Consider the following 23,779-nt stretch of genomic DNA (forward strand, 5'->3'; position numbering starts at 1 on the left):
ACCAGTCATTATTCCTACCTTACATAAAAATGATACTAATCATTTTTTATGACATCGCAATGACGATCAAATTTTACGATAGCTTAGAATCCATGCTACGTTGTCAACGTACATCATTGAGGAACAAAGAAACGTTCACGCAAGTTATCAAGTCCTGTGGTATTGAGTATTTCTGCTAACCGGTCACCGGGGCGTTTTGCTGGTGTCCCCTTATATTCGGCGACGATTAATTCATTCTTCATCGAGTGTTCCCAACCGACAAGTTCTGTGACTCTGACCTGGTAACCATGTGCTTCCAATTGCAAGCAACGCAGTACATTAGTAATCTGACTACCGAATTCACGAGTATGAATCGGATGACGCCACATTTCTGATAGCGGGTTGCTACGTACAGCATCACCTTTACTCTTGCGCAATTCAGCAGCCACTTCCGCCTGACAACACGGCACTAGCACCATAAACTTTGCTTTCTTTTTTAATGCAAATTGAATTGCATCATCCGTCGCCGTATCACAAGCATGCAATGCTGTGACGATATCTATCTGCTCAGGCAATTTGTCAGAATGTGTGGAATCTGCCACCGATAAATTCAAAAAAGACATCCCGGGAAAATTAAGGCGCTGTGCGAGTTCGGTGGATTTCTGCACCAACTCGTCGCGTGTTTCTATGCCATAGATATGTGCCTGGCTTTGCGCTTGTCCAGATTTAAAAAATAAATCGTACAGAATAAAACCGAGATAAGATTTACCAGCACCGTGATCAACGAGGCTGATATTGGCATGAGATTCCTGCAACTTTAATAGCAAGGGTTCAATGAACTGATACAGATGATAGACCTGCTTGAGCTTGCGACGGCTGTCCTGATTCAATTTGCCATCGCGCGTAAGGATATGCAGTTCCTTCAGCAACTCCAACGACTGTCCGGGACGTATCTCATGTTTTTCCTGTACCGGCTGCACCGCAGGCGTTTGTTTTTTTGTGGAATTTTTTTTCATTGTGCGGTGCCTGGTAATTTAGTAATGCTTTAGTTCAAAATAAGTTGCAAAATAAGTTGCAAAAATAATAGTGGAAAATAAAACCAGAAACAAAAAAGGACACAGGCTGACACCTGCGTCCTTAAATTCGAGAGGCTCAACTGGTACGCCCAGCTCTTGCAAAAAATGTGAGATTTTCGTCTTCATCACACTTCTTTGCCACCCTGTTCAAAACCGAATTTCATAGCTAAATTTCATAACCAAATTATCCGGATTTTGTCACCCAACGTCAACCGTGAACCAAGACATCCATCTATGTTAGCCAAACTCAATTTGAAAGCCCTATCGCTTCATTTGATTTAACAAATTGCTTTTCAACTTCCGGCGTTTGCGCCTTCAATGTAATCCAGAATGTAGTTCCGACTCCGGGTGTACTATCAAAACCAATGTTGCCGCCCATTTTTTCAATCAGGTTTTTACTGATGTACAGACCCAGACCACTTCCGCCATTCATTCTGGTATTGGAATTATTTTCCTGTGCAAATTGTCCGAAGATTTTCCTTTTAAACTGCTCAGAAATGCCAGGCCCGGTATCGCTGACGCTAATCTTATATTCGGCGCCCTGCTGCTCAAGCTTTACAGAAACGACAGGTGGATCACCAGAAAATTTGACCGCATTAGAAATCAAATTGGTCAACACTTGCATCAATCTACCGGCATCGACCTCCACGACAGCGGCTCTTATCTCGCTCTGAAAATCGAGTTCAATAAAAAACTCTCGCGCATACGCAGCGTTATTTTCTATCACTTGGAATATCAATGGAACCAGATCATGCTTTTGCATATCCATATGCATTGCACCAGACGCCAGCTTATTGATATCCAAAATATCGTTCACCAGACCAATCAGGCGCACTGAGTTTCGATGAGCAACCACCACCAGCTTCTTAGACTTTTCATCCAGACTTCCTAAGACTTCGCTCGCCAATAAACCTAGCGAGCCACGAATTGAAGTTAAAGGTGTGCGCAGCTCATGGCTAACCATGGAGATAAATTCAGATTTAATCCTATCCATTAATCGCTGCGCGGTCACATCCTGCAATGTCGCAATCATTCTTGCATGCTGATCGGGACTGTATTCTATCTGCCCAAGGATTCGCACGAAAATCACCTTATTTTGCCCGGTCATCATTTCGAGTTCAATATCGAACGAGTCACCGCCGTCCAACATTTGACTCATTTTTGACTGAAGTATCGTTTGGGCAGTCGGCGTAAAAAAATTCAATAAGGCTTCATAATCAGGTTGGTATCCGGCAGGCATACCGAAGATAGTGCAACTTTGCTCCGACCATCTGACTTCTTGCGTCGTAAAATCCAGTTCCAAGGCACCAACCCCGGCGATACGAGCAGAAGATTTCAATAAAGCATCATTGCGACGAAGTTCAATTTCTATATTTTTTCGTCGATCAAGTTCCGCTTCCCATGAGCCTTTGAATGCCTGCAAATCTGCAGTCATTGTGTTGATCGAGTTTGCCAATTCACTGAGCTCATCATTTCCAGCAACTAAAAGGCGATGTTCGAGATGACCAGCAGCAATAACGTTGGTACCATCATGTAAGTGATGAAGTCGGTTCCTTAATGACACAGCAGTTACTCTGAGCGCTAAAATTGCTAACCCGACCAGAATAAAAATACCGATAGCGATACTCAACATTAACTGAAGATAAGCGGCATCAACCCTTTTCTCACTTTCTATTTGTAGCACATCAATCACATCGGTAGTGGCCACGTCTTTCAACAACATCTGGCTAATGAGACGAATATCAAATTGCCTGTCCGCGTCAAGCCAAGGGGAGGAAGCTGTTGACTTAGACTGATTCAGTACAAAAATTCGTTGAAAAATAATTTCACTAGAATTCAAATTGTCGATCAATTCACGAAACTTATCCTGATCATCTTTAATCGAATTTTCAGACTGAATTTGATTTACCAAGTTAATTACGTCCGCCTGTCTTTTTGACCAGATTTTTTTGGTGGCGCTTTGCTTAAATAAGAAATATTGATCGCGCTGAAATGCTTTATCTGAAACAGCCGCATGCAAGTTCCACAGCTTGTGGTTATATGTCTTTACCTCGTTATATTTAGCCACTGACCATGCAAGTAAAACCAATGCACAAGTAAGCCCGGCGAACAAGCCTATCGAAACCAATCGCAAACGAACCAGTATTCTCATCGTCTATTGCCTAAATTTGATCGCCTCGGGTTTTACCGTGCGCAAAGCATCGAAATAAATGTGCGACAAAAAATCGGGTTCGGCAGTCGCTTCCGCAAATTGATTCTGTAAAGCCCATCTCGCCTCGTCATCTAAGGTAATCAACAAGGTCGGTGCCAAGGATATTTTAAATTTAAATTCGGGCCAGACTTTTTGCACCGTTTTAAGAGGCACCTGCGTTCTTCTGGCCATAATTTCTTGTGATTCAAGCAGATGAGTAAGACTAAACTTTTCCGCTCTCAATAAACCCCGTAATAATGCCTCGAGTACTTCTGGATGACGTTTTGTGTAGTCCGGTTGACAGACCAGATTAAAAGATTCGGTATACAGTTCTTTATCCAAAAATACGATGCCATTAAATCCCAAAGCATCTGCAATCAGCGCTAATTTGTAATTCCAGATTGAAATTGCATCAACAAGGTCATCCATGATCGCAGCCTGCAACTCATTGGGCTTTAAATAGACTGGATGAATATCACTCATCTCCAGTCCATGCGCGCTCAGCATGGCACTTAAGAAAAATTCCGCCGTCGATCCCTTAGGAAATCCAACACGCTTACCTTTTAGATCTTCAGGTCGTTGAATTCCAGCATCCTGGCGGGCGAGGATGCCATTGTTGGTATTCGTAGTGACTATATTGGCAAAAATCGAGATCTCCCCTCCCTTAACAACATGGTACATAATTGGCGTCTCAGCCACGGATGCAATATCATCATCGTCCTTCAACATGGACGCCATGGCAGCTCTCCCGAGCTCAAATATCGTGCCGTGAACATCTAAGCCTTCGTCACGAAAAAATCCTTTTTCAATGGCAATGTGCATCAACGCAGATTGAGGCTGGCTGGTATAAGCCAGATTAACTTTCTGAAGTGCAGGCGACACAGAACGAGTCTTATCACAAGCAGATAAAAAAAGGACGCAGACAAAGAAAAGTACGACAGTACGCATACGCCTCCTTTCATTAAATAAATGACACATTCAGCATTGTATATAACGAAAACTTTGAATAGATTTTCAAGCGAAATTTCACAACTTGAAGCGTCAATGAAACTTGAAATAGAGGATCTGGACGATGCAAAACGGGAACGACTTAGTTTTCACTGATCAGATGGCGAACAGTCTCTACTTATTACTATTATGATGAACCTGCTTTTTAGTGCGCCCAATTATGGACGTTGATACGTAAGCCACGGCTAGCATTAACAATACTAAATATACAAAGAAATACAAGCTAAAACTGCTTCATCAACTCTCGCGAACGCTTTATGACAAGTTGGATAGAGATCTCGTACCCAGACACATTTGATACTTTTCGACGAAGAAACTGGCTATATCAAAGAAGGTAGGTAAAAAGTGAAGACAAAAGCAAAAAGCCAACCCGTGCGGGTTGGCTTTTCACATTTTGTTTTGGTAGGCCGTGCGGGATTCGAACCTGCGACCAACGGATTAAAAGTCCGCTGCTCTACCAGCTGAGCTAACGACCCAAAACCTGCTAAAAATCTAAAAACTTAGGCGCAACTTAAGTTTATTTTGTATTCGTGGTAGGCCGTGCGGGATTCGAACCTGCGACCAACGGATTAAAAGTCCGCTGCTCTACCAGCTGAGCTAACGACCCGAAAGACCGAAATTATATGGCGTTTCAGCCCCTCTGTCAATCCCTGCTTCAGGATTAAGTCCTTATGCCTGTTACTTGAGCGAGGATAGGCGGTTCTTAGCCGCTTGTGCAGCCTCGGTACCAGGATATTGGCTGATCAAGGTTTCCAAGGTTTTTTTGCTCGCAGCTTTCTCTTTCAGCTCGGTATAGCACCCTGCGATATTAAGCATTGCATCAGGGGCTTTCGGGTGATCGGGGTAGGTCTTCACTAATTGCTGCATTGCTGTAATTGTGCCCTTGCAGTCACGTTGCGCATAATACGAATTGCCCAGCCAATATTGAGCAGAACCCATATATGCCGACTGCGGATATGCAGTCATAAAGCTACTAAATGCTGGTGCGGCATTTTTATAATCACCATCTTTAAACAAAACCATCGCATTATCAAAGGCACGTTGTTCATTGACTTCAACGACCGCATCTTTACCGTCCACAGTCATACGCTTAGGCTCAAGCTTGCGCATGCGGTTATCGAGATCGACATAAAAATCTTGCTGACGGCGCTGGGTATTAGCGATATCGTTCGCTAATACTTCGATCTGCCCGCGTAATTTAGCAATTTCAGAGCGCAATTGCTCATTCTCGTTCGCCAGATCTAAAGCAGTGCTCTTATCGACCTTGGCATCATTGGTTTTGTCGATACGAACATTCACCGCATCCAATTTAGCGCGCAAGTCCAGAATTGCTTTGCGCGCCTCGTCATCATCAAACAGACCTGCAGAAGCAATACCAGGTGCTAACGCTGAGAGCATCGCAGCAACCAGAATCGAGGTACGGAAAGAAGTAAGTTTCATAGCAATCGATATAAAAAAGAACTGACGCAAAATGTGGGTGATTGACTTATTGCACCTAACAGAACCAGGCAAGCAGTAACCTCACTGCGTGCTAAGTACGAATCTCAACAAGACGATTTTCATCAGCCCAAAATAGAAAGCGCCGGCTACTGCAAAGTGGCCGGCGTTAAACTTTATAAGATTTCTGCAATACTGCTATGCATAAAAATTATTGGTAGACGATATCAGAACGACGATTTTCAGCCCAAGACGCTTCGTCATGACCAGTCGCTTTTGGCTTTTCTTTACCCAAAGAGACGGCTTCGATTTGAGACTCTGGCACGCCCAACAAGCTCATGGATTTGCGTACAGCTTCTGCACGTTTTTGACCCAATGCCAAATTGTATTCACTGCCACCGCGTTCATCGGTATTGCCTTGAATCAGAATCTTACGTTGCTTGTTTGTTGTTAAATATTTGGAGTGATTTTCAACCACAGATTTGTACTCATCCTTAACAACATAGCTGTCAAAATCAAAGTACACACTGCGTTTAGCCAATACACCCTGTGGATCATTCAGAGGGTCAACAGAGCCAGTTTGAACTGTCTTCACAGTGTTGGTTTCTGCAGGTGGCGTCGCCGTCGTAGTTACTGGCTTTTCTTCGACTTTAGCTTTGTCTTCGAGGGGTACCTTAGACGCGCAAGCAGTCATCAGCACAACGCTGGAAATCATCAAAGCCAGAGTTTTTGTTTGGGAATTAAATCGCATATTCTCTCCTGATAAAAGTGAATGAAAATTATTTCATGAAAGGACCCCAAGTGGGCTCCCGAATATCTCCGGCTTGCACCGTCAATTTTTGTTTTACTTTGCCATCGATAGAAACTACTGCTAAAGCACCGCGTCGGCCAGATTCGGTTGCATACATAATATAGCGGCCATTTGGCGAAAAGCTAGGCGACTCATCTTTACTGGTATCCGACAAGCGTTGCTCTTGACCGCTGGCCAGATCCAATGCATACAACTGGAATTTACCATCCCGACGTGATATATACGCCAGCGTATTTCCATCCGGAGAAATGCGCGGCGTTATGTTGTAGCTACCGTTAAAAGTGACGCGCTTAGCTTCACCGCCATTGGCACTCATACGATAAATCTGCGGGCCACCGCTACGATCACTTAAGAAATAAATTGATTGACCATCGGCAGAAAACTGCGGTTCAGTATCAATGCTGCTACTGCTGGTAAGCTTTTTCAAATCTGAGCCATCCGCACCAACAGAATAAATTTGCGTCAGTCCGTCGCGCGATAAGGCAATCGCCAGACGGCTACCATCAGGCGACCAGGCTGGCGCGGAGTTACTGCCTTTATAGTTGGCCACAACCCTACGTTCACCAGTCACCAGATTTTGCACCCAGACTACTGGTTTTTTGGCTTCAAAAGAGACATAAGCGACTTTGGTTCCATCTGCCGACCAGGCAGGTGAAATGATCGGCTCATTCGAACGCAATGCAACTTTAACGCCATCGCCATCTGCATCAGCAACTTCCAGGCGATATTCTGATCCCGACTTGGTCACATAGGCGATGCGGGTTGAAAACGCACCACGAACACCCGTCAATTTTTCGTAAATATCGTCAGCAATTTTATGAGCAGTGATACGCGTATTAGTCGGTGGTGTAGCCGCCGCAAATCCGGATAAAGTGGACGACTTAATCGTATCGAGCAATTTGTAGCGCACATCGAAACGGCCGTCGGCGAGGGTTTGAACGCTCCCAACCACTAAAGCTTCTGCACCACGCTGTTTCCATTCATCGAAATTAACTGGCGTCGTTTCGGTCATCACCGCGCCAGTATCGATAATTTTAAAATAGCCACTACGCGACAAATCGTCTTTAATGATGCTACTGATTTGCTGTGGTGACATTGACTCATTGCCGAAGGCTGCGATGGCGACCGGTATTTGCATAGAGCCGACGCCAGAAACCTCAACGCGCAATTGAGCGTAAGCTGGTACGGTACCCATTAAATTCACGCCCGCCGCTAACACAGCAGTAATTGCGATTTTTTTCATCATAGACATCATTGCAAATTACTCTTCTTTCATTTTGTAGTGCAAAACTAAGCTCGTCGCAGCTGCTCCCGAGCTATCTCTAGGAAATGGTTGCGCTTTTTCTATACCTTTTGCCACCGCATCGTCAAAACCTTGAATTCCAGAAGATTTCAATTTGCGTACCGGCCCACGCAAATAACCATCCGGCAATAAATCAATTTGATAATCAACTGCCGGATTGCCAACAACGGCATCCGACACATTGTAATTCGTATTTGATCGAATTTTTGCAGCAATTTTTGCAACATAACTCGGATCGCCACGGTTATTGCCAGTTGAGCGGGCTGCCGTACCATTTCCACCGCTACCAGTTGCGCCAGCCTGAGCGGACAGGCGTTGCATGTTTTCCTGAAACAACTTATCGCTGGCCGCTTTTTCTTTCGCCTGCTGTGCTTTTTGCTCAGCAAGCTTCTGTTTATCGAGCTTGTCTTGCTTCTGTTTTTCCAATTCTTTATCTGCCAGGCGTTGCTTCTCAGCCTCTTTTTCTTTCTTGGCTTGTAACTCTTGCTCCTTACGCTTTTGCTCAACTTGCTGTTGTGCGATCTCTTGCTTGCGCTCGTCTTCTTTTTGTTTTTCGAGTAACTTGCGCTTTTTATCCTGCTCTATCGCAATTTCAGGATCTTCCTTAGGTGCTTCTTCTTTGGCGACTGGCGGTGTTGGTGCAATTGTTGGCTGCGGGACTGGCTCCGGCTCGACTGGCACCGCCAACGGCGCCGCCTCACGCATGGTCATATCCCACACCTCAGCCTCAACGGCGGTTGGCGTAGTGTTCTGCCACTTAATACCTACCCATAAAAAGCCAAGCAATAATAAATGCACAAAAATAGCCAGCGCGATGGCACGCCCCTCGCCCGACTGGTATTGCTGAAAATTTGGCCGACCTGGAATAGAAACTTGATTCATAAGTGAGTTGGATTCGCCAAAGTTGACTTGGTTCCGAAAAATGTGAAATTTTAAATGGCGACGCCTGAATTATAAGCTTGCTATATAAGAAATGATTAACTTGCAGCTCTGAAACCGAAAAAAATGCAGCAAAGCTTCTCAATACCAATGCTAAATGTTGCATTTAAGTAATTTTATTGATTGGATTTACCTATTTTATTGCAGTCATATCGAGTGCCAAAATACCTATGCCGAAGCGAGGTGAAATCAACGCAACAATAATAAAAACGTTATCCGTGTAGAATTTGCATACGCACTTTTTTTTCTTTGTTTTCATTCAGGACGTAAAAGATATCTATGGACAACGCGACGAGCACTGCAGCTACGCTAAAACAATTAAAAATTGACCGCGGCAATAGTAGTCCCGGCAAAAAGAAAAAAATTGGCCTTTGGCTCACTCTTGCGGGCGTCATTGTTGCCACAGCAGGCATCATATTAAAGCCTGGCAAAACCGAGGTCCAGGTAACGTCAGTCATTACCACCTACCCTTCCCAGCAATACGCGCAACTGACTGCGTCAGGCTACGTCGTTGCACAAACCCGCGCAGCAGTGGCAAGTAAGGCCACTGGGCGCCTGGTGCAGTTAAATGTTCGCGAAGGTAGTCAAGTCAAAAAAGGCGATCTGTTGGCACAACTGGATGCCAGTGACATCGTCGCTGCCAAAATGCAGGCGCAGGCCAGTATCAGACAGGCTGAAGCTGGTGTGGCACAGGCGAATGTTGAGTTACTCAATGCTGAAGTGGAACTTAAACGCAGCTTGGGATTACAGAACCAGGGCTTCATTTCTGCTCAAGCGATTGATACCGCGAAAAATCGTGTCGCCGTAGCAAAAGCCGCTTATCAATCCGCGCGAATGGGCGTCGGTGTCGCTCAGTCTGTTTTAAAAGTCCAACAAGTCAACCAGGACTACACAGAAATCCGCGCCCCATTTGATGGTGTGGTATTGGTCAAAAATGCCAATGTCGGCGACATCATCACACCATTTTCTAATGCTGCTGGCAGTCAGGGCGCGGTGGTAACGATGGCAGATATGAGCACCCTGGAAGTGGAAGCCGACGTATCAGAAAGCAATCTCGCCAAGGCTCAGATAGGACAACCAGTTGAAATTACGCTGGACGCCCTGCCAGACAATCGCTTTCGCGGCAGTATCGTCAGCATCGTCCCGACCGTTGACCGCGCTAAAGCGACCGTCATGACAAAGATTCGGTTTGAAAAACTCGACCCACGCGTCCTGCCTGAGATGAGTGCAAAAGTGACCATCCTGTCCAAAGCGATCACCGATACCGATCAAAAACCAATACTGGCCTTGAATCCCAAAGCCATTATTGAACGAGATGGTATTAAGCAAGTATTCCGCATTAATGACGACAAATTAGAGCTTTTACCGGTTTCAAGTGGCCGCAAAATCGGCGACAACCTCGAAGTGACTGGCAATATTAAATCCGGTGACAAGTTAGTACTCTCGCCTTCTGAAAAATTGAAAGCTGGCGCACAAGTGGTGATTGGTAAATGAGTGCGTCTCTACAAACATCAGCGGACAACATCCTTATCCGTATTTCTGATCTGAATAAATCCTATGAACGCGGCGGCCAACATATTCCAGTGTTGGAAGGTGTAAATCTGGAAGTACAAAGCGGTGAATTTATTGCACTCATGGGGCCAAGTGGATCAGGCAAAAGTACGCTACTCAATCTGATTGCAGGAATCGACAAACCGACCTCGGGCCGCATAGAAATCGCTGGTGTGAATATCGCGAATTTGAGCGAAGGTGAATTGGCTGACTGGCGTGCAGCGAACGTTGGTTTCATTTTTCAATTTTATAACCTGATGCCAGTACTCACGGCATTTGAGAATGTGGAATTGCCATTATTACTGACACACTTATCGCGCAGCCAACGCAAAGAACATGTGGAGGCGGCGTTAGCGATGGTCAGCTTAACTGACAGGATGGATCACTATCCCAACGAACTATCCGGTGGACAGCAGCAACGGGTCGCTATTGCCCGTGCCCTGGTAACAGATCCAACGCTGATCGTTGCCGATGAACCAACGGGCGATCTCGATCGCGTGACTGCTGGCGAGGTATTAGATTTGCTGGACGAACTACACAGTGAACTCGGAAAAACCATTGTCATGGTGACGCATGACCCGAAAGCGGCGTCGCGTGCCAAACGTCTGGTACATCTGGAAAAAGGTGTGCTGGTGCCGGATGATGCAATAAATGCCGCTGTACTACCCGTCTCACACTAAACCATGTTCATTTTTAGACTACTCCTCAAAAATGCTTTTCGTCACCGCTTGCGGACCATTTTAACGATGGTCGGTTTGGTGGTGGCGATCTGCGCTTTTGGTTTATTGCGCACGATTGTAGACGCCTGGTATGCCGGTGTTGAAGGTACCTCCAGCGTGCGTCTGGTAACACGCAACGCTACGTCCCTGACCTTCCCGCTTCCTTTAAATTATGCTGAGCGTCTCAAAACTGTTGAGGGCGTGACGGGTGTTAGTTGGTCGAATTGGTTTGGTGGCGTGTATATCACGGAACGCAATTTCTTTCCGCAATTTGCGGTTGAGGCAGCCAGCTATCTGGCGCTGTATCCAGAATACGTTTTAAAAGATGATGAAAAAAAAGCGTTTTTGTTAGATCGTCAGGGAGCGATTGTTGGTCGCAAACTCGCCAATCAATATGGCTGGAAAATTGGTGATCAGATTCCTATCCGCGGCACGATTTTTCCGGGCACCTGGAACTTCACTCTGCGTGGTATCTGGGATGGTATTGATGCCAAGACCGATGAATCACAATTACTGTTTCATTGGCAATATCTGGCTGAAACCGTGCGCAAACGACAAGCGTCGTCCGCTGATTATGTCGGTGTTTACATCGTGCGGATCAACGAACCAAATAACGCGCCCCTCATCTCTGAACGCATCGACACACTGTTTAAGAACTCACTGGCGGAAACGCTGACCGAAACAGAAAAAGCATTCCAACTAGGATTTGTTTCTATGAGTGAGGCGATTTTGGTCGCCATTAATGCGGTTAGTATTGTGATCGTCGTGATTATCATGGCGGTGATGGCGAACACTATGATGATGACGGCACGTGAACGAATTGCAGAATATGCGACGCTTAAAGCACTGGGTTTTTCTCCGGAATTTGTCATCAAATTACTTTTTGGAGAAAGTCTGGTCATCGCCTTGTTAGGTGGTGGATTAGGGATGGTGGCTACCATTCCGATTGCGAATGCGTTTGCCAAATCGGTCGGCACCTTATTTCCTGTGTTCCGGGTATCCGATACCACGATGCTGTACCAGTTCTTGGCCAGCGTCATCGTTGGCGTGGTGGCAGCTACATGGCCAGCATGGAAAATGAGTCGCATCGATATCGTCAATGGCCTGAGGCACGTAGCATGAAAGCCATTCCTATTTCTTACATCGCCAGAAATCTTTGGGTGCGCCGGTTTACAACCTTACTGACCGCGGGTGGTATGGCACTTGTGGTGTTTGTGTTTGCCGTCGTGTTGATGATGAGTGAAGGCATACGCGCTACATTGGTCGCCACTGGTCAAGCCGACAATGCGCTGGTGTTGCGTAAAGGTGCCGGTGCAGAAATCAACAGCGCCATTTCCCGCGATCAGGCCGCTATCATAGAAAGTTTGCCCGGCATCGCCACCAATGAAAAAGGACAAGTACTGGTTACAAAAGAACCCGTCGTCCTTAACAATTTACCCAAACGCAGCAATGGCAAACCCAGCAATGTCACGATGCGTGGCAGCTCTCTAACCGGGCTGGAACTCAGACCGGAAATGAAGATCGTGCAAGGTCGTATGTTTCGACCCGGTACTTCAGAAATTATTGTTGGCATCGCGATTGCAAAAGGTTTTCGCGGCACCCAGCTTGGTGAAACTCTGCACTTTGCGCAACGCGACTGGGTGGTGGTCGGTATTTTTGATTCCGGCAAAACCGGCTTTGATAGCGAAATCTGGGGCGATGTCGATCAAATGATGGCAGCGTTCCGGCGCAATGTCTATTTAACCATGGTGTTCCGCCTCGCGGATAGGAGCGCGTTTGAAAAAATCAAAACCCTGATTGGCAACGATCAACGTTTGCAATTAGACGTTAAACCAGAGATACAGTTTTATGCAGAACAAAGCGAAGCACTCGCCACGTTCATACGGATTCTGGGTTTAAGTTTGTCGGTGATCTTTTCTATCGGCGCGGTGGTCGGCGCGATGATCACGATGTTTGCTGCTGTTGCCCAGCGGGTAGGTGAAATCGGTACTTTACGCGCTTTAGGTTTCCGTCGAGGTGCGGTCCTGACTGCCTTTTTGCTTGAGTCATTACTGCTATCATTCGTCGGCGGCTGTATCGGTTTATTTGCCGCCTCATGGATGCAGGCGGTCGACATCTCAACGACCAATTTCCAGACCTTTAGCGAACTCGCTTTTCAGTTCAAGCTCAATCCGGAAATCATCATTAAGACGCTGCTATTTTCTTTATTTATGGGCTTTGTTGGCGGATTTATCCCCGCGTGGCGAGCAGCGAGGATGAATATTGTGGATTGTTTGAGAGCGGCTTAAGTATTGGTCAGACCTCCCTAAATCAACCGGGCAGTTGCTGCAATGCCTCTAACAATGGCTCACACGCATCAGCAATGCGGTCTATGCTTTGCTCCCGCAACGCAGCCAGATCTGGCTTTAAATTGCTTTGTAAACCTGCCCATTTCAATAAAGCGTGACAGGCGTCCGGATGATCGAACAGGCCATGCAGATACGTACCGAGAATCAGATCATCGGGTGAACGTGCACCCTCATCTTCGCCGTTGATTTTAAACACTGGCAAGGTATCGTTGCTGGCATAGGTGATCCCCATATGAATTTCATAACCTTCTACCGGGACAGTAAGGTCACCAAATGCGCACGTGCCAGTCACTTGCTCCAGTCGTTTTTCAGATGTCAGTTCTGTGGTGATATCGAGCAAACCTAAGCCTGTGCTATCTCCTGGTTTGCCTTCTACGCCATGGGGATCACTAACGACTTGTCCTAACATTTGATAACCACCGCAAATACCAATGACTTTGCCACCGTAACGCAGGTGCTTTTCTATTGCCACTTGCCAGCCTTGACTTTGCAAAAATTCCAAATCACCACGGGTATTTTTACTGCCTGGCAGGATAATCAAGTCAGCCGCCGGTATCGTCATCCCGATACTGATAAATTGCAAATCCACGTCGGGATGCGCGCGTAAAGCATCAAAATCGGTATGATTTGAAATTCGTGGAATCACCGGCACAATGATTTTAAATTTACCGCTGTTGGACTGACTGGATTGAATCGCGTCTTCAGCGTCAAGTTGTAAGCCATGCAGATACGGCAGTACCGCTAAGACTGGTTTTCCTGTCTTTTCTTCCAGCCATTTCAGGCCAGGTTCGAGCAAACTGATATCACCGCGAAAGCGATTGATTACAAAACCGACGATGCGATGTTGTTCGGATTCCGATAAGCAGGCCAAGGTCCCCAAAAAGTGTGCGAACACACCGCCGCGATCAATATCAGCAACCAAAATAACTGGACAATCGACTGCTTCAGCAAAGCCCATATTGGCGATATCTCGTTCGCGCAGATTGACCTCCGCCGGGCTGCCAGCTCCTTCAACGATGATGGCATCGTAGTTGCGTTGGAGTCTCGCATAGGATTCCAGCACTGCCCCCATGGCGATGGTTTTGTACTGTTGGTAATCCCGCGCATTCATATCGGCGCGCACTTTGCCATGAATGATGACTTGTGCACCAGTATCAGAAGACGGTTTGAGCAAGACTGGATTCATATCTGTGTGTGCTGGCACACGTGCTGCTTGCGCTTGCAAAGCCTGTGCGCGACCGATCTCTCCACCATCTATTGTCACCGCGCTATTGAGCGCCATATTTTGTGGCTTCATCGGTACAACACGGACACCTTGTCTTTGCAGTAAGCGACAGAGTGCCGCAACCACAGTGCTTTTGCCTGCGTCAGAAGTGGTGCCCTGCACCATCAGAGTAGAGATATTCATTTTGATTCCAGAATCGAATGGCGAGCGTGATACGCACGAGACTGCTTAAGCTGAGAGCGGGACATTTCATGCCCTCACCTTCACGCACATTACATTGACATCGAATTGACTGTTGAGTTGGATTGAGCAAACTTCCATCCACCACCGCTGGCTTTAATCACATAAACGGCAGTCAACATTTGCTGGCCTTGAATTTGTACCAATTGACGCTGATCCGCTAACAAAGTTTGCTGCGCGGTGATCACTTCGAGATATGTTGCCAGACCGCCGGTATAGCGAGCATTTGCCAAATCCAATACGCGCTGAGCACTATTCACACTAGCCTGCGCCTGCTGACGTGCATGCGCCAGCAATACCGCGCCTTGCATGCCATCTTCCAATTCCTGCATGGCAACCAGCACACTTTGACGATAATTCGCAATCGTCGCAGTGTAGGCCGCTTTAGCGTAACTGACGTTGGCATCAGTTTTACCGCCATCAAACAAAGTCTGGGTTACTGACGCACCGAGTGACCATAAGATGCTAGGGGCACTGATCAGGTTACCGAATTCAGTACTATTCCATCCACCATTTGCCTGCAGCATCAAGGATGGATAATAGGCTGCGCGTGCTACGCCGATATTGGCATTCGCCACCGCCACTGCACGTTCGGCGGATGCCACATCGGGACGCCGTTGCAACACTTCCGATGGCACTGCGACTGGAATCGTTGGCGGATTCAGGTTCATCACCTGGCTTGTCAGACTGAATTCGGGTGCTGGCTTGCCAGTCATCGTTGCAAGTGCATGTTCAAACTGCATGCGTTGCTTTTGCAGTAGTTCGAGTTGGGTTTTATTTGCTTCCAATAACGCTTGTTGTTGCGCCAGATCGAGCCCGGACGCAGCACCCAGATCATGTCGGTCAGTAATAAATTGCAATGCCTTCGCCTGCAAGCTGATGGCTTCGCGCACGACCTTAATTTCGGCATCTAATGCGCGCAAGCTAAAATAATCGGCGACGAGTTCAGCCATCAACACTAACCGCACGTTTTCCAGATCCGCACTAGCGGCTTGTTCAGCGGCTTGTGCACTTTCTATGGTTTTCCGTACACGGCCAAACAAATCCGCTTCATAATTCACGGCAAAACCTAATTGGCGGCTATTTTGTACCGTCGATTGATTCACGGCGTTATACGCTGCTAAAGGACGATCAGCGGAAATTTTCAGGCGTGAGCTACCAGCTTGAGCAGCAATTTGTGGGAACAACCCAGCATTAGCAACACTGGCCTGCGCTTTAGCTTGTTCATAATGCGCCGCTGCAGCTTGCAAACGCTGATTGTTCGCTAATAAGCTGGTAGCAAGTTGGTTTAAGTCAGTATCGTGAAATAACTCCCACCAGTTGCCTTTGGTTTCGCCATCGACAGGGGTAGCGGCAACAAAAGGCACCTCGGCTTTCCAATGCGATGGCAGCACCATTTCTGGCTTTTTGTAGTCAGGCACAGTCGTGCAGCCCCCCAACAACAATAGTGCACTCAGTGAAGTCAACGCAAATCTGTAACGTGCGGCTTTCATGCGGCCGCCTTTTTCTCTTCTTCAGGCTTGGCTGGTAAAACGATGACTGTATCTTTGTCAGCCAGCGAATCAGCAGGATTTAAGACCAGCTTATCGTTGACGCTAATGCCATCCAGAATTTCCAGCTTATTACCCAAATCATGGCCGATTTTGACCGTGCGCAATTGGATGGTACCTTTGGCATCCACAATCGCCACGCGAGTTCCTTCAGGACGGAACAGGATGACATTCGATGGCACGGTTAAGATGTTGCTGGTTCCACCAACTGGTAAGGCGACTTCAACATACGCCCCCGCAACTAGCGTGTTGTCTTTATTCGGCAAGTTGATTTCCAATTGCATGGTACGGGTTGCCACGTCGATCGCACCCGCAGTGCGCGCCACTGTGCCATGAAAAATCTGTCCTGGTAATTCTTTTTGCGAAATACTCACGGTATCACCTGCTTTGATACGTTGTGCATAGGCTTGCGGCACGTAGACATAAATCCGCAACGTATCAACCTGCGCCAGACTAAATAAGGCTTTAGCAGCGCCGCCGTTACCGGCGTCGATCAGGTCACCGACTTCTACATTGCGATGTGTGATGACACCAGAAAAAGGGGCAATGATACGTTTGAATTGTTCTTGTCTTTGCAGACGTAGCACATTCGCATTCGCCGCTGCCAGATTGGCTTTCGCTTGCGTAAAGGCGCTGTTACGCTCATTCAATTCTTGTTGCGTTACCGCGTCTTTTTTGCGTAAAGCTTCCCAGCGTTCAGCTGAGGTTTTTGCCAGATCAAGGCTGGATGCGGCCTGATCACGAGCGGCAATGGCTTGTGCCAGCTGCTGATCAATTTCTGGCGTATCGATTTCTGCCAACACATCACCTTTGGCTACACGCGCACCGATATCTTTGTGCCAACGTAAAACGTAACCGCTACTCCGTGAGTAAATCGGCGCTTCTATCATGCCTTGCAAAGTGCCTGGCAAAGTCAATTCGCCTTTACCAGAAGCAGGCTTAGCATTGACCGTTGTCACATACAATTTGCTATGTTCTGCTGTTGCTTGCGCCAAAGCATGGGCATGGTTAGCACGCAAAGCGAAAGTCGCAACACCACCTAAACCGAGGCAAATCAACACACCGAGGCTGATCAGACGGGCACGACGCAAAATAGGGCCGCGATGCGGATGCGCCGCGTGATGATCCTGGCTACCATGGATGCCCATGTTGGCATGACGTTTTTCAGATTGTTCAGACATCTTAAGACTTCCCTTCTTCTGCAACTGGTGCGCTGGCAGGTACGGCATGATCAGTATGTCCGCCGCGCTGATTGATTTTATCCTGGCGATGATTCAGATATCGGTGAATGCCAGCGAAAACAATAGGAACAAAAAATAAAGTAGAAATGGTGGCAAATAGCAAGCCACCGATAACGGCGCGACCCAGAGGCGCATTTTGCTCTGCACCTTCGCCAAAACCAATCGCCATTGGAATCATACCAATGATCATGGCCAATGCAGTCATCAACACCGGACGTATCCGTGTCGCCCCGGCTTCCAACGCGGCTGACAATGGTGGCAAGCCTTCATTCATACATTGACGCGCAAACGACACCATCAAAATACTATTTGCCGTCGCCACACCCATGGTCATAATCGCCCCCGTCAAGGCGGGGACGCTCAACGTCGTACCAGTTAAGAACAACATCCAGACAATACCTGCCAACGCGGCAGGTAATGCCGTAATAATGATGAATGGATCAATCCACGACTGGAAGTTCACGACAATCAATAAGTACACCAACACGATCGCCATTGCCAGACCAATGCCCAAACCGACGAATGAGGATTTCATCGTTTCGACCTGACCACGAATATTAATTGTGGTACCACGTGGCAGTTCCGCACGTAATTGATTGACCAGTTTTTCTGTTTCACCAGCGACGCCCGCCAGATCGCGACCTTCTACGCTGACATACAAATCGATGACAGGTTTAATGTTGTAATGGGAGACTACTGCAAACTGTTCTGCGGGTTTCACATCAACCAGATTGCGCAGCATTTGCGTCGGCATACTACCGTTGGCATTCGGAACGGCATTCGCAGCTTTTACTGGTGTACGTAATAGCGCATCGAGATCATTGATCTGATATTGAGGCGTCTGCACCGCGATGTTATACACCACGCCATTGGCAGGATTGAGCCAAAACGCTGGTGCAGTCTGAAAACTGCCTGACAAAGAAACCAATAAGTTCTGCGCCACATCGACCGGATTTAAACCTAGTTGTTTGATCTGACTTCTATCCATATTCAATGCCAGGGTCGGCAGATTATTTTTTTGATGAATATGCACATCCACCGCACCTGGAATCGTTTTGACTTGCTTCATCAATTTACTGGCGATTTGATAATTAGCTCGTAAATCAGCGCCAGCAATCTGAATATCCAGCGCCGCAGGCAAACCAAAGTTCAGAATCTGCGTGACGATATCAGCAGGTTGGAAGAAAAATTCTACACCCGGAAAATGCTTAGGTAACTCGCGACGTAATTGATCAACATACGTTGCTGTCGCTTGATGGTCTTCGGATAAGGACATCAAAATTTCGGCATCCATGCTACCTATGGTGCCTGCATTGCTGTACGACAAGTTAATACCGCTGTATGGTAAGCCGATATTATCAAGTACCGTAACAAGCTCTTTCGCAGGAATGACAGTTCGTATCACCGTCTCGGCTTCGTCAGCAATCCGCGCGGTTTCTTCCAATCGGGTACCGGTAGGAGTTCGCATGTGTAAGCGAATCTGCCCCGAGTCAACGGCAGGAAAAAAGTCTCTCCCTAAGGTGAATACCAGGCCGCAAGACAATACGCAGAACGCCAGAAATACGCCACCAAACGCTTTACGATGCGTCAACAAGGTAGACAAGATGATGATGTAGCCACCGCGGAATTTTTCAAATCCAGCATCAAAACGGCGATACACGCGCTGTAACAGGCTTGGTTTGGCATTCGGATCGATATGCGCGTGATCCATCATCAACATAACCATCGTCGGTACCAATGTCCGTGACAAGACATAGGACGCCAACATGGCAAACACCACGGCTTCTGCCAAAGGTACGAACAAATACTTGGCGACCCCAGCCAGGAAAAACATAGGCACGAACACAATACAAATACACAGCGTCGATACCAGTGCCGGGATCGCGATCTCTCCGGCGCCGTCCAAAATCGCTTTGTGCAAATCGACGCCCTGATGTAAATGCCGCTCGATATTCTCAATCGTCACTGTCGCATCATCGACCAGAATACCCACCGCCAATGCCAGACCGCCCAGCGTCATAATATTGATGGTTTCTCCCATCGCATACAGAGCCAGAATCGAAGACAAAATTGATAAAGGAATCGATACCGCAATGATCAAGGTACTGCGCCAGTTACCAAGGAACAGCAATATCATTGCAGCAGTCAGGCAGGCAGCAATTAAGGCTTCATGAATCACACCGCTAATCGCCGCTTTGACAAAGACCGACTGATCAAACAAAGTAGAAATTTTTAAATCTTTAGGCACACCCTGCGCGACTGCGGGCAACATGCCTTTGAGTGTGTTGACGATATCCAACGTCGAAGAACCGCCGTTTTTCAGCACAGATAACAACGCACCACGTTGCCCGTCCTGCCGGACAATGTTGGTTTGCGGACTAAAGCCGTCGCGTACTCTGGCGACTTCAGATAAGTAGGTTGTGCTGCCGTTTTTTGCCAGTACCGGAATGTTATTCAAACCTGCAATCGTGTCCGGCGAGCCATTCATGGCAACGTTGAATTCAGTACCGCCAATTTTTGCTGTTCCTGAAGGCAAGGCTAAATTCTGTGCATTGACGGCATTGACCACATCGGTCGGCGTTAAACCCTTTGCCAGCAAGGCCTGATTATCCAGATCCACCGACACCACACGCATTTTGCCACCGTAAGGATAAGGAATTGCCGCACCTGGAACGGTAATCAACTGGGGACGCAAGAAGTTAATTGCCGTATCACCGAGGGCTTGCTCAGTCATGGTCGGGCTCGACAGGCCTAATTGGATGACCGGAATACTCGATGCAGAGTACTTGATGATCAGCGGTGGCGTAATCCCCGCTGGTAATTGACGTAACTGTGCTTGTTCAATCGCCACAACCTGTGCGATTGCCATCTGAATATTGACGTTAGGCTGAAAGAAAATTTTGATGATGGCAATGCCTGCCAGCGATTGCGACTCGACGTGCTCAATGTCGTTGACGGTCGTCGTCAGACTGCGCTCATTGGTAGCAGTAATACGCTGCCCCATTTCCTGCGCTGACAAACCTCCGTAGTTCCAGATAATACTCACGACCGGAATATTAATGTCAGGCAAAATATCGGTCGCCATTTTGGTTAAAACCAACGGCGTAGACAATAAAATGAGCAAGGCCATTACAATAAAAGTGTAAGGGCGTCTAAGTGCTATCTGAACAATCCACATGTTTTAACCTGGAAACGGAGTTTGGACAGGGCGCAGACATTTAATCATTGGTTCAGCTCTTCAACAACAATGTCAAAACAATGAAAAACACGCGCAACTGCATGACTTAGCGATTTAAAATACCTTGGAACTCATAGTTTCCGCAAAGGTACGAAAATCGGTGCAAGCGGATTGTAGCGGAAAATAAGAGAGTTGATTGTATCGCTAATATTTCAAGAAAAATGACATGGATAGTTTCAAATTTGGACTAAACATGGCTTTTTTGCCATGTGCCAATAATCTGACGCAATTGAAGTAAGCCATGCTCAATCGCCGCTGGACCTGGCGACAAAATGTCTGGCGATTTGATTTCAAATACATAACCTTCGCGGACAGCTGGTATTTGTCTCCAGCCTTCACGTTCCTTCAGGCTTTCTGGACGAAATTTTTTACCGCACCAAGAACCGATAATAATGTCCGGAGCACGCCTGACAACTTCCATAGGATCGGCAATAATTCTTTGTTTGGCGCTAAAGTGCACCGCCAGATCAGAGAACACATCATTACCACCTGCAACCGAGATCAACTCTGAGACCCAGCCAATACCTGACATCAAAGGTTCGTTCCATTCTTCAAAATAGACCTTGGGACGAGGCTGGTCATCACTGGTCTGTGCCTTAATGTAATCAATCTGAGTCTGTAAGCTGGCAATCAGCGCGTTAGCCTCTGCCTGCTTGTCGACAAGATTGCCGACCGTTTTAATCATTCGCAAAATCCCAGCGATAGTGCGTTGATTAAATGCGTGTACTTCTACCCCAGTACTAATTAATTCTTTGCACAGTTCTGCCTGCATATTGGAATATGCCAGTACCAGATCAGGCTGCACCGCTAACACGCGTTCCGCCTTACCTGAAGAAAACGCGCTGATTTTCGGTTTTTCTTCACGTGCCCGCGCTGGTCTGACGGTGTAACCGGAGATACCTGCAACTAAATCCTCAGCCCCTAATGCGTACATCACCTCGACGGCCTCAGTCGAAAGACAGGCTACACGTTGATACATACTCATTTTTGGCCTTTACCTGAAGCGCTACTACGATGTTGACGTGACTGCTCCAATGCAGAACAGATCGCTTTTGCGCCATCAATAATTCTTGGCCCCGGTCGATTCATTAAATCACCATCAATGGACAACAAATTATGATTTTTATTTGCCAGCAAGGTGTTAAAGCTTTTCCATTGAACAATATCGTTCTTGCTTTCGCCTTTGGCATCAGTACCGATGATCAGTTCAGGATTTTCTTGCAATACGGCTTCCACTGTCACAACAGGTGCGGAGGCCGACAGTTGACCAAAAATATTATCACCGCCACAAAGACGAATCGCATCGCTAACGATGTGCTTATCGTTCAGGGTATAGAGCGGACGACCCCAGACTTGATAAAAAGTCCTGACCTTAGGCTTATTCTGATACTGCGAACTGAGTTGTTGCAACTGCTGGCTAAAGCTTGTCGCGGCGGCTTGCGCGGCATTTTCCGTACCCATCATCTGGCCAAATTTAGTCAACGTGTCGGGAACTTGATTGAGCTTTTGTGGTTCGCTAAAGAAAAATGGAATGCCTGATTTACGTAGCGTTTCTAGTTGTTGATTAAAAGCGCCATGCATCCATACGACTAATAAATCTGGTTTTAAGGCGATGATACGTTCCAGATCTACCTGACGTAAGTCACCGACGCGTTGAATACTTTTTGCCGATTCAGGGTAATCGCTATACTTGACGGTACCGACGATTTTACTTCCGGCACCCGCCGCAAAAATCAGTTCGGTGACATGCGGTGCAAGGCTAATGACTCTTTGTGCCGGGCGTTCTAACGTAACGATATTTCCTAAGTCGTCCGTCACTGTGATCACAGCAAAACTGCTCGCTGATAATGTCATCAGACAAGTCGTCAAAGCGATCCGAAGAGATTTATACATGCTGCTGTGTCCATTCATTCAAAGTACTGCTTAATAACTGCCAACCTGCTTCGCTTCCCGGCAAACCAAAACGCAAACCATGCGGTCCACCATGCAGACGATCCGCTGCTTCTGGAAACCAGCGTAACCAGACACCGTGCTCTGCCATGAAATGCCATAAAACTTCGGTATGTCCATCCAGATCACGATGGTTTGCCCATTGAAACAAATCTGTCCCTGACGAGTTGATCCCATGTTGCTTCAACAGGCTGCGCAAACGCTCACCTTGCGCTTGCAATTGCGTGCGGGTCGCCATTTGCCAGGCGCGATCATTTAACGCCGCAATCGCAATTTGCTGAGCAGGACCACTCACGGCCCATGGCCCCAGCATCGCCGCCAGTTGTTGCAATAGTTCAGTCTGCGCTGCGACAAAGCCTAAGCGTATTCCTGCTAAACCAAAAAATTTACCGACGGAACGCAAAACAATCAAACCAGCTCGCTGGGTTTGTGCTGCAACACTTAGCATCGGCAAGGTATCTCCAAATGCTTCGTCGACGACTAGCCAGCCACCGCGCTGTGCAAGGCGTTCGCCCCACTTTAACAATTGATCAGGCGCGATGGTTTCACCGGTAGGATTATTCGGATTACATAACACCAACACATCAGCCTGATCAAGCATGCTATCGAGCGCAGCATAAGCAACTTCGGTCACCTGATGTCCGGCGCGCCGCCACTGATGAGCATGTTCTGCATACGACGGTGCGGACACCACAACTCGCGCTATGCCATGCAAGTTTTTACGTAATAAAGGTAAAGTCTGAATCGCTGCCTGTGTACCAGCAACCGCCAACATTGTGGGCGCGGCGTAATAAGTTTGTGCCGCGATGATGAGTTCGTCTGAATGCTCTGGCAAACGGTGCCAGGCATTGTCAGCCAATACCGGTGCAGGATAAAAATGCGGATTAATTCCGGTCGACAAATCCAACCATTGCTCTAAAGGGCGGTTAAAATTTTTTACGGCGTCACGTAAATTGCCACCATGGGCCAACAA

18 protein-coding genes and 2 tRNA genes are annotated in these 23,779 nt (G+C 47.2%); 4 read left to right on the plus strand and 16 right to left on the minus strand.

The window, feature by feature from the left end; translation table 11 throughout:
* Window positions 1–113: 113 nt before the first annotated feature.
* The 9 genes from ACO0KY_RS10050 to ACO0KY_RS10090 form a co-directional block, all read right to left on the minus strand.
* Window positions 114–995, minus strand: a complete 882-nt coding sequence (locus tag ACO0KY_RS10050) for a class I SAM-dependent methyltransferase (protein WP_186911829.1) — start codon at window positions 993–995, stop codon at window positions 114–116.
* A gap of 307 nt (window positions 996–1,302) precedes the next feature.
* On the minus strand, window positions 1,303–3,207 hold the full coding sequence (locus ACO0KY_RS10055) for an ATP-binding protein (RefSeq protein WP_423045705.1): 1,905 nt from the start codon (window positions 3,205–3,207) through the stop codon (window positions 1,303–1,305).
* Window positions 3,208–3,210: 3 nt separating this feature from the next.
* Entirely contained in the window at window positions 3,211–4,194 is a 984-nt protein-coding gene (locus ACO0KY_RS10060) for an ABC transporter substrate-binding protein (RefSeq protein WP_423045707.1), read from the minus strand.
* Between the two features lie 460 nt (window positions 4,195–4,654).
* Window positions 4,655–4,730 (minus strand) — tRNA-Lys (locus ACO0KY_RS10065).
* 55 nt (window positions 4,731–4,785) lie between these two features.
* Window positions 4,786–4,861, minus strand: a tRNA-Lys gene (locus tag ACO0KY_RS10070).
* Between the two features lie 71 nt (window positions 4,862–4,932).
* A complete protein-coding gene (ybgF, locus tag ACO0KY_RS10075) occupies window positions 4,933–5,694 on the minus strand; it encodes a tol-pal system protein YbgF (RefSeq protein ID WP_423045709.1) in 762 nt (253 codons plus the stop codon).
* 208 nt (window positions 5,695–5,902) lie between these two features.
* Window positions 5,903–6,442, minus strand: coding sequence for a peptidoglycan-associated lipoprotein Pal (gene pal / locus ACO0KY_RS10080; protein WP_423045711.1), 540 nt, complete (start codon window positions 6,440–6,442; stop codon window positions 5,903–5,905).
* 28 nt (window positions 6,443–6,470) lie between these two features.
* Entirely contained in the window at window positions 6,471–7,748 is a 1,278-nt protein-coding gene (gene tolB, locus ACO0KY_RS10085; protein ID WP_423045713.1) for a Tol-Pal system beta propeller repeat protein TolB, read from the minus strand.
* Window positions 7,749–7,763: 15 nt separating this feature from the next.
* A complete protein-coding gene (locus tag ACO0KY_RS10090) occupies window positions 7,764–8,687 on the minus strand; it encodes a TonB C-terminal domain-containing protein (protein WP_423045715.1) in 924 nt (307 codons plus the stop codon).
* Window positions 8,688–9,023: 336 nt separating this feature from the next.
* Here ACO0KY_RS10090 and ACO0KY_RS10095 point away from each other — a divergent pair, with 336 nt between their 5' ends.
* Genes ACO0KY_RS10095 through ACO0KY_RS10110 form a run of 4 tightly spaced genes read left to right on the plus strand, consistent with a single transcriptional unit; the run spans window position 9,024 to window position 13,302 of the window.
* Complete coding sequence (locus ACO0KY_RS10095) at window positions 9,024–10,238, plus strand: efflux RND transporter periplasmic adaptor subunit (protein ID WP_423045717.1); 1,215 nt, start codon at window positions 9,024–9,026, stop codon at window positions 10,236–10,238.
* Entirely contained in the window at window positions 10,235–10,975 is a 741-nt protein-coding gene (locus ACO0KY_RS10100; RefSeq protein ID WP_423045719.1) for an ABC transporter ATP-binding protein, read from the plus strand. Before ACO0KY_RS10095 ends, ACO0KY_RS10100 begins: the two co-directional genes overlap by 4 nt.
* Before the next feature lie 3 nt (window positions 10,976–10,978).
* Window positions 10,979–12,136: an ABC transporter permease gene (locus ACO0KY_RS10105; protein WP_423045721.1), complete on the plus strand. Its 1,158-nt coding sequence runs from the start codon at window positions 10,979–10,981 to the stop codon at window positions 12,134–12,136.
* Entirely contained in the window at window positions 12,085–13,302 is a 1,218-nt protein-coding gene (locus ACO0KY_RS10110) for an ABC transporter permease (protein WP_423045908.1), read from the plus strand. The genes ACO0KY_RS10105 and ACO0KY_RS10110 overlap by 52 nt, the downstream gene beginning before the upstream one ends.
* A gap of 22 nt (window positions 13,303–13,324) precedes the next feature.
* Here ACO0KY_RS10110 and ACO0KY_RS10115 read toward each other — a convergent pair whose 3' ends face one another.
* From ACO0KY_RS10115 to cobD, 7 genes are all read right to left on the minus strand, one after another.
* Complete coding sequence (locus ACO0KY_RS10115) at window positions 13,325–14,770, minus strand: cobyric acid synthase (RefSeq protein WP_423045723.1); 1,446 nt, start codon at window positions 14,768–14,770, stop codon at window positions 13,325–13,327.
* A gap of 89 nt (window positions 14,771–14,859) precedes the next feature.
* Window positions 14,860–16,320, minus strand: a complete 1,461-nt coding sequence (locus ACO0KY_RS10120) for an efflux transporter outer membrane subunit (protein WP_423045725.1) — start codon at window positions 16,318–16,320, stop codon at window positions 14,860–14,862.
* Window positions 16,317–17,558 carry an efflux RND transporter periplasmic adaptor subunit gene (locus ACO0KY_RS10125; protein ID WP_423045727.1) on the minus strand — a complete coding sequence of 414 codons (1,242 nt, stop codon included), beginning with the start codon at window positions 17,556–17,558 and terminating at the stop codon, window positions 16,317–16,319. Before ACO0KY_RS10125 ends, ACO0KY_RS10120 begins: the two co-directional genes overlap by 4 nt.
* Before the next feature lies 1 nt (window position 17,559).
* The gene (locus tag ACO0KY_RS10130) at window positions 17,560–20,796 is read right to left on the minus strand and encodes an efflux RND transporter permease subunit (RefSeq protein ID WP_423045729.1); all 3,237 of its coding nucleotides are present in this window, start codon (window positions 20,794–20,796) and stop codon (window positions 17,560–17,562) included.
* 247 nt (window positions 20,797–21,043) lie between these two features.
* Window positions 21,044–21,841 carry a cobalamin-binding protein gene (locus ACO0KY_RS10135; protein WP_423045731.1) on the minus strand — a complete coding sequence of 266 codons (798 nt, stop codon included), beginning with the start codon at window positions 21,839–21,841 and terminating at the stop codon, window positions 21,044–21,046.
* Window positions 21,838–22,749: a cobalamin-binding protein gene (locus ACO0KY_RS10140; protein ID WP_423045733.1), complete on the minus strand. Its 912-nt coding sequence runs from the start codon at window positions 22,747–22,749 to the stop codon at window positions 21,838–21,840. The genes ACO0KY_RS10135 and ACO0KY_RS10140 overlap by 4 nt, the downstream gene beginning before the upstream one ends.
* The gene (cobD, locus tag ACO0KY_RS10145) at window positions 22,742–23,779 is read right to left on the minus strand and encodes a threonine-phosphate decarboxylase CobD (protein WP_423045910.1); all 1,038 of its coding nucleotides are present in this window, start codon (window positions 23,777–23,779) and stop codon (window positions 22,742–22,744) included. Before cobD ends, ACO0KY_RS10140 begins: the two co-directional genes overlap by 8 nt.

The organism is Undibacterium sp. Dicai25W (genome assembly GCF_049340505.1).
Taxonomy (GTDB): domain Bacteria; phylum Pseudomonadota; class Gammaproteobacteria; order Burkholderiales; family Burkholderiaceae_D; genus Undibacterium; species Undibacterium jejuense.

Excerpts from the sequence above, each read along its gene's own strand:
- ACO0KY_RS10050 (WP_186911829.1), bottom strand. The coding sequence starts at position 995 with ATGAAAAAAAATTCCACAAAAAAACAAACGCCTGCGGTGCAGCCGGTA.
- ACO0KY_RS10055 (WP_423045705.1), bottom strand. The coding sequence starts at position 3,207 with ATGAGAATACTGGTTCGTTTGCGATTGGTTTCGATAGGCTTGTTCGCC.
- ACO0KY_RS10060 (WP_423045707.1), bottom strand. The coding sequence starts at position 4,194 with ATGCGTACTGTCGTACTTTTCTTTGTCTGCGTCCTTTTTTTATCTGCT.
- ybgF (WP_423045709.1), bottom strand. The coding sequence starts at position 5,694 with ATGAAACTTACTTCTTTCCGTACCTCGATTCTGGTTGCTGCGATGCTC.
- pal (WP_423045711.1), bottom strand. The coding sequence starts at position 6,442 with ATGCGATTTAATTCCCAAACAAAAACTCTGGCTTTGATGATTTCCAGC.
- tolB (WP_423045713.1), bottom strand. The coding sequence starts at position 7,748 with ATGATGAAAAAAATCGCAATTACTGCTGTGTTAGCGGCGGGCGTGAAT.
- ACO0KY_RS10090 (WP_423045715.1), bottom strand. The coding sequence starts at position 8,687 with ATGAATCAAGTTTCTATTCCAGGTCGGCCAAATTTTCAGCAATACCAG.
- ACO0KY_RS10095 (WP_423045717.1), top strand. The coding sequence starts at position 9,024 with ATGGACAACGCGACGAGCACTGCAGCTACGCTAAAACAATTAAAAATT.
- ACO0KY_RS10100 (WP_423045719.1), top strand. The coding sequence starts at position 10,235 with ATGAGTGCGTCTCTACAAACATCAGCGGACAACATCCTTATCCGTATT.
- ACO0KY_RS10105 (WP_423045721.1), top strand. The coding sequence starts at position 10,979 with ATGTTCATTTTTAGACTACTCCTCAAAAATGCTTTTCGTCACCGCTTG.
- ACO0KY_RS10110 (WP_423045908.1), top strand. The coding sequence starts at position 12,085 with ATGGAAAATGAGTCGCATCGATATCGTCAATGGCCTGAGGCACGTAGC.
- ACO0KY_RS10115 (WP_423045723.1), bottom strand. The coding sequence starts at position 14,770 with ATGAATATCTCTACTCTGATGGTGCAGGGCACCACTTCTGACGCAGGC.
- ACO0KY_RS10120 (WP_423045725.1), bottom strand. The coding sequence starts at position 16,320 with ATGAAAGCCGCACGTTACAGATTTGCGTTGACTTCACTGAGTGCACTA.
- ACO0KY_RS10125 (WP_423045727.1), bottom strand. The coding sequence starts at position 17,558 with ATGTCTGAACAATCTGAAAAACGTCATGCCAACATGGGCATCCATGGT.
- ACO0KY_RS10130 (WP_423045729.1), bottom strand. The coding sequence starts at position 20,796 with ATGTGGATTGTTCAGATAGCACTTAGACGCCCTTACACTTTTATTGTA.
- ACO0KY_RS10135 (WP_423045731.1), bottom strand. The coding sequence starts at position 21,841 with ATGAGTATGTATCAACGTGTAGCCTGTCTTTCGACTGAGGCCGTCGAG.
- ACO0KY_RS10140 (WP_423045733.1), bottom strand. The coding sequence starts at position 22,749 with ATGTATAAATCTCTTCGGATCGCTTTGACGACTTGTCTGATGACATTA.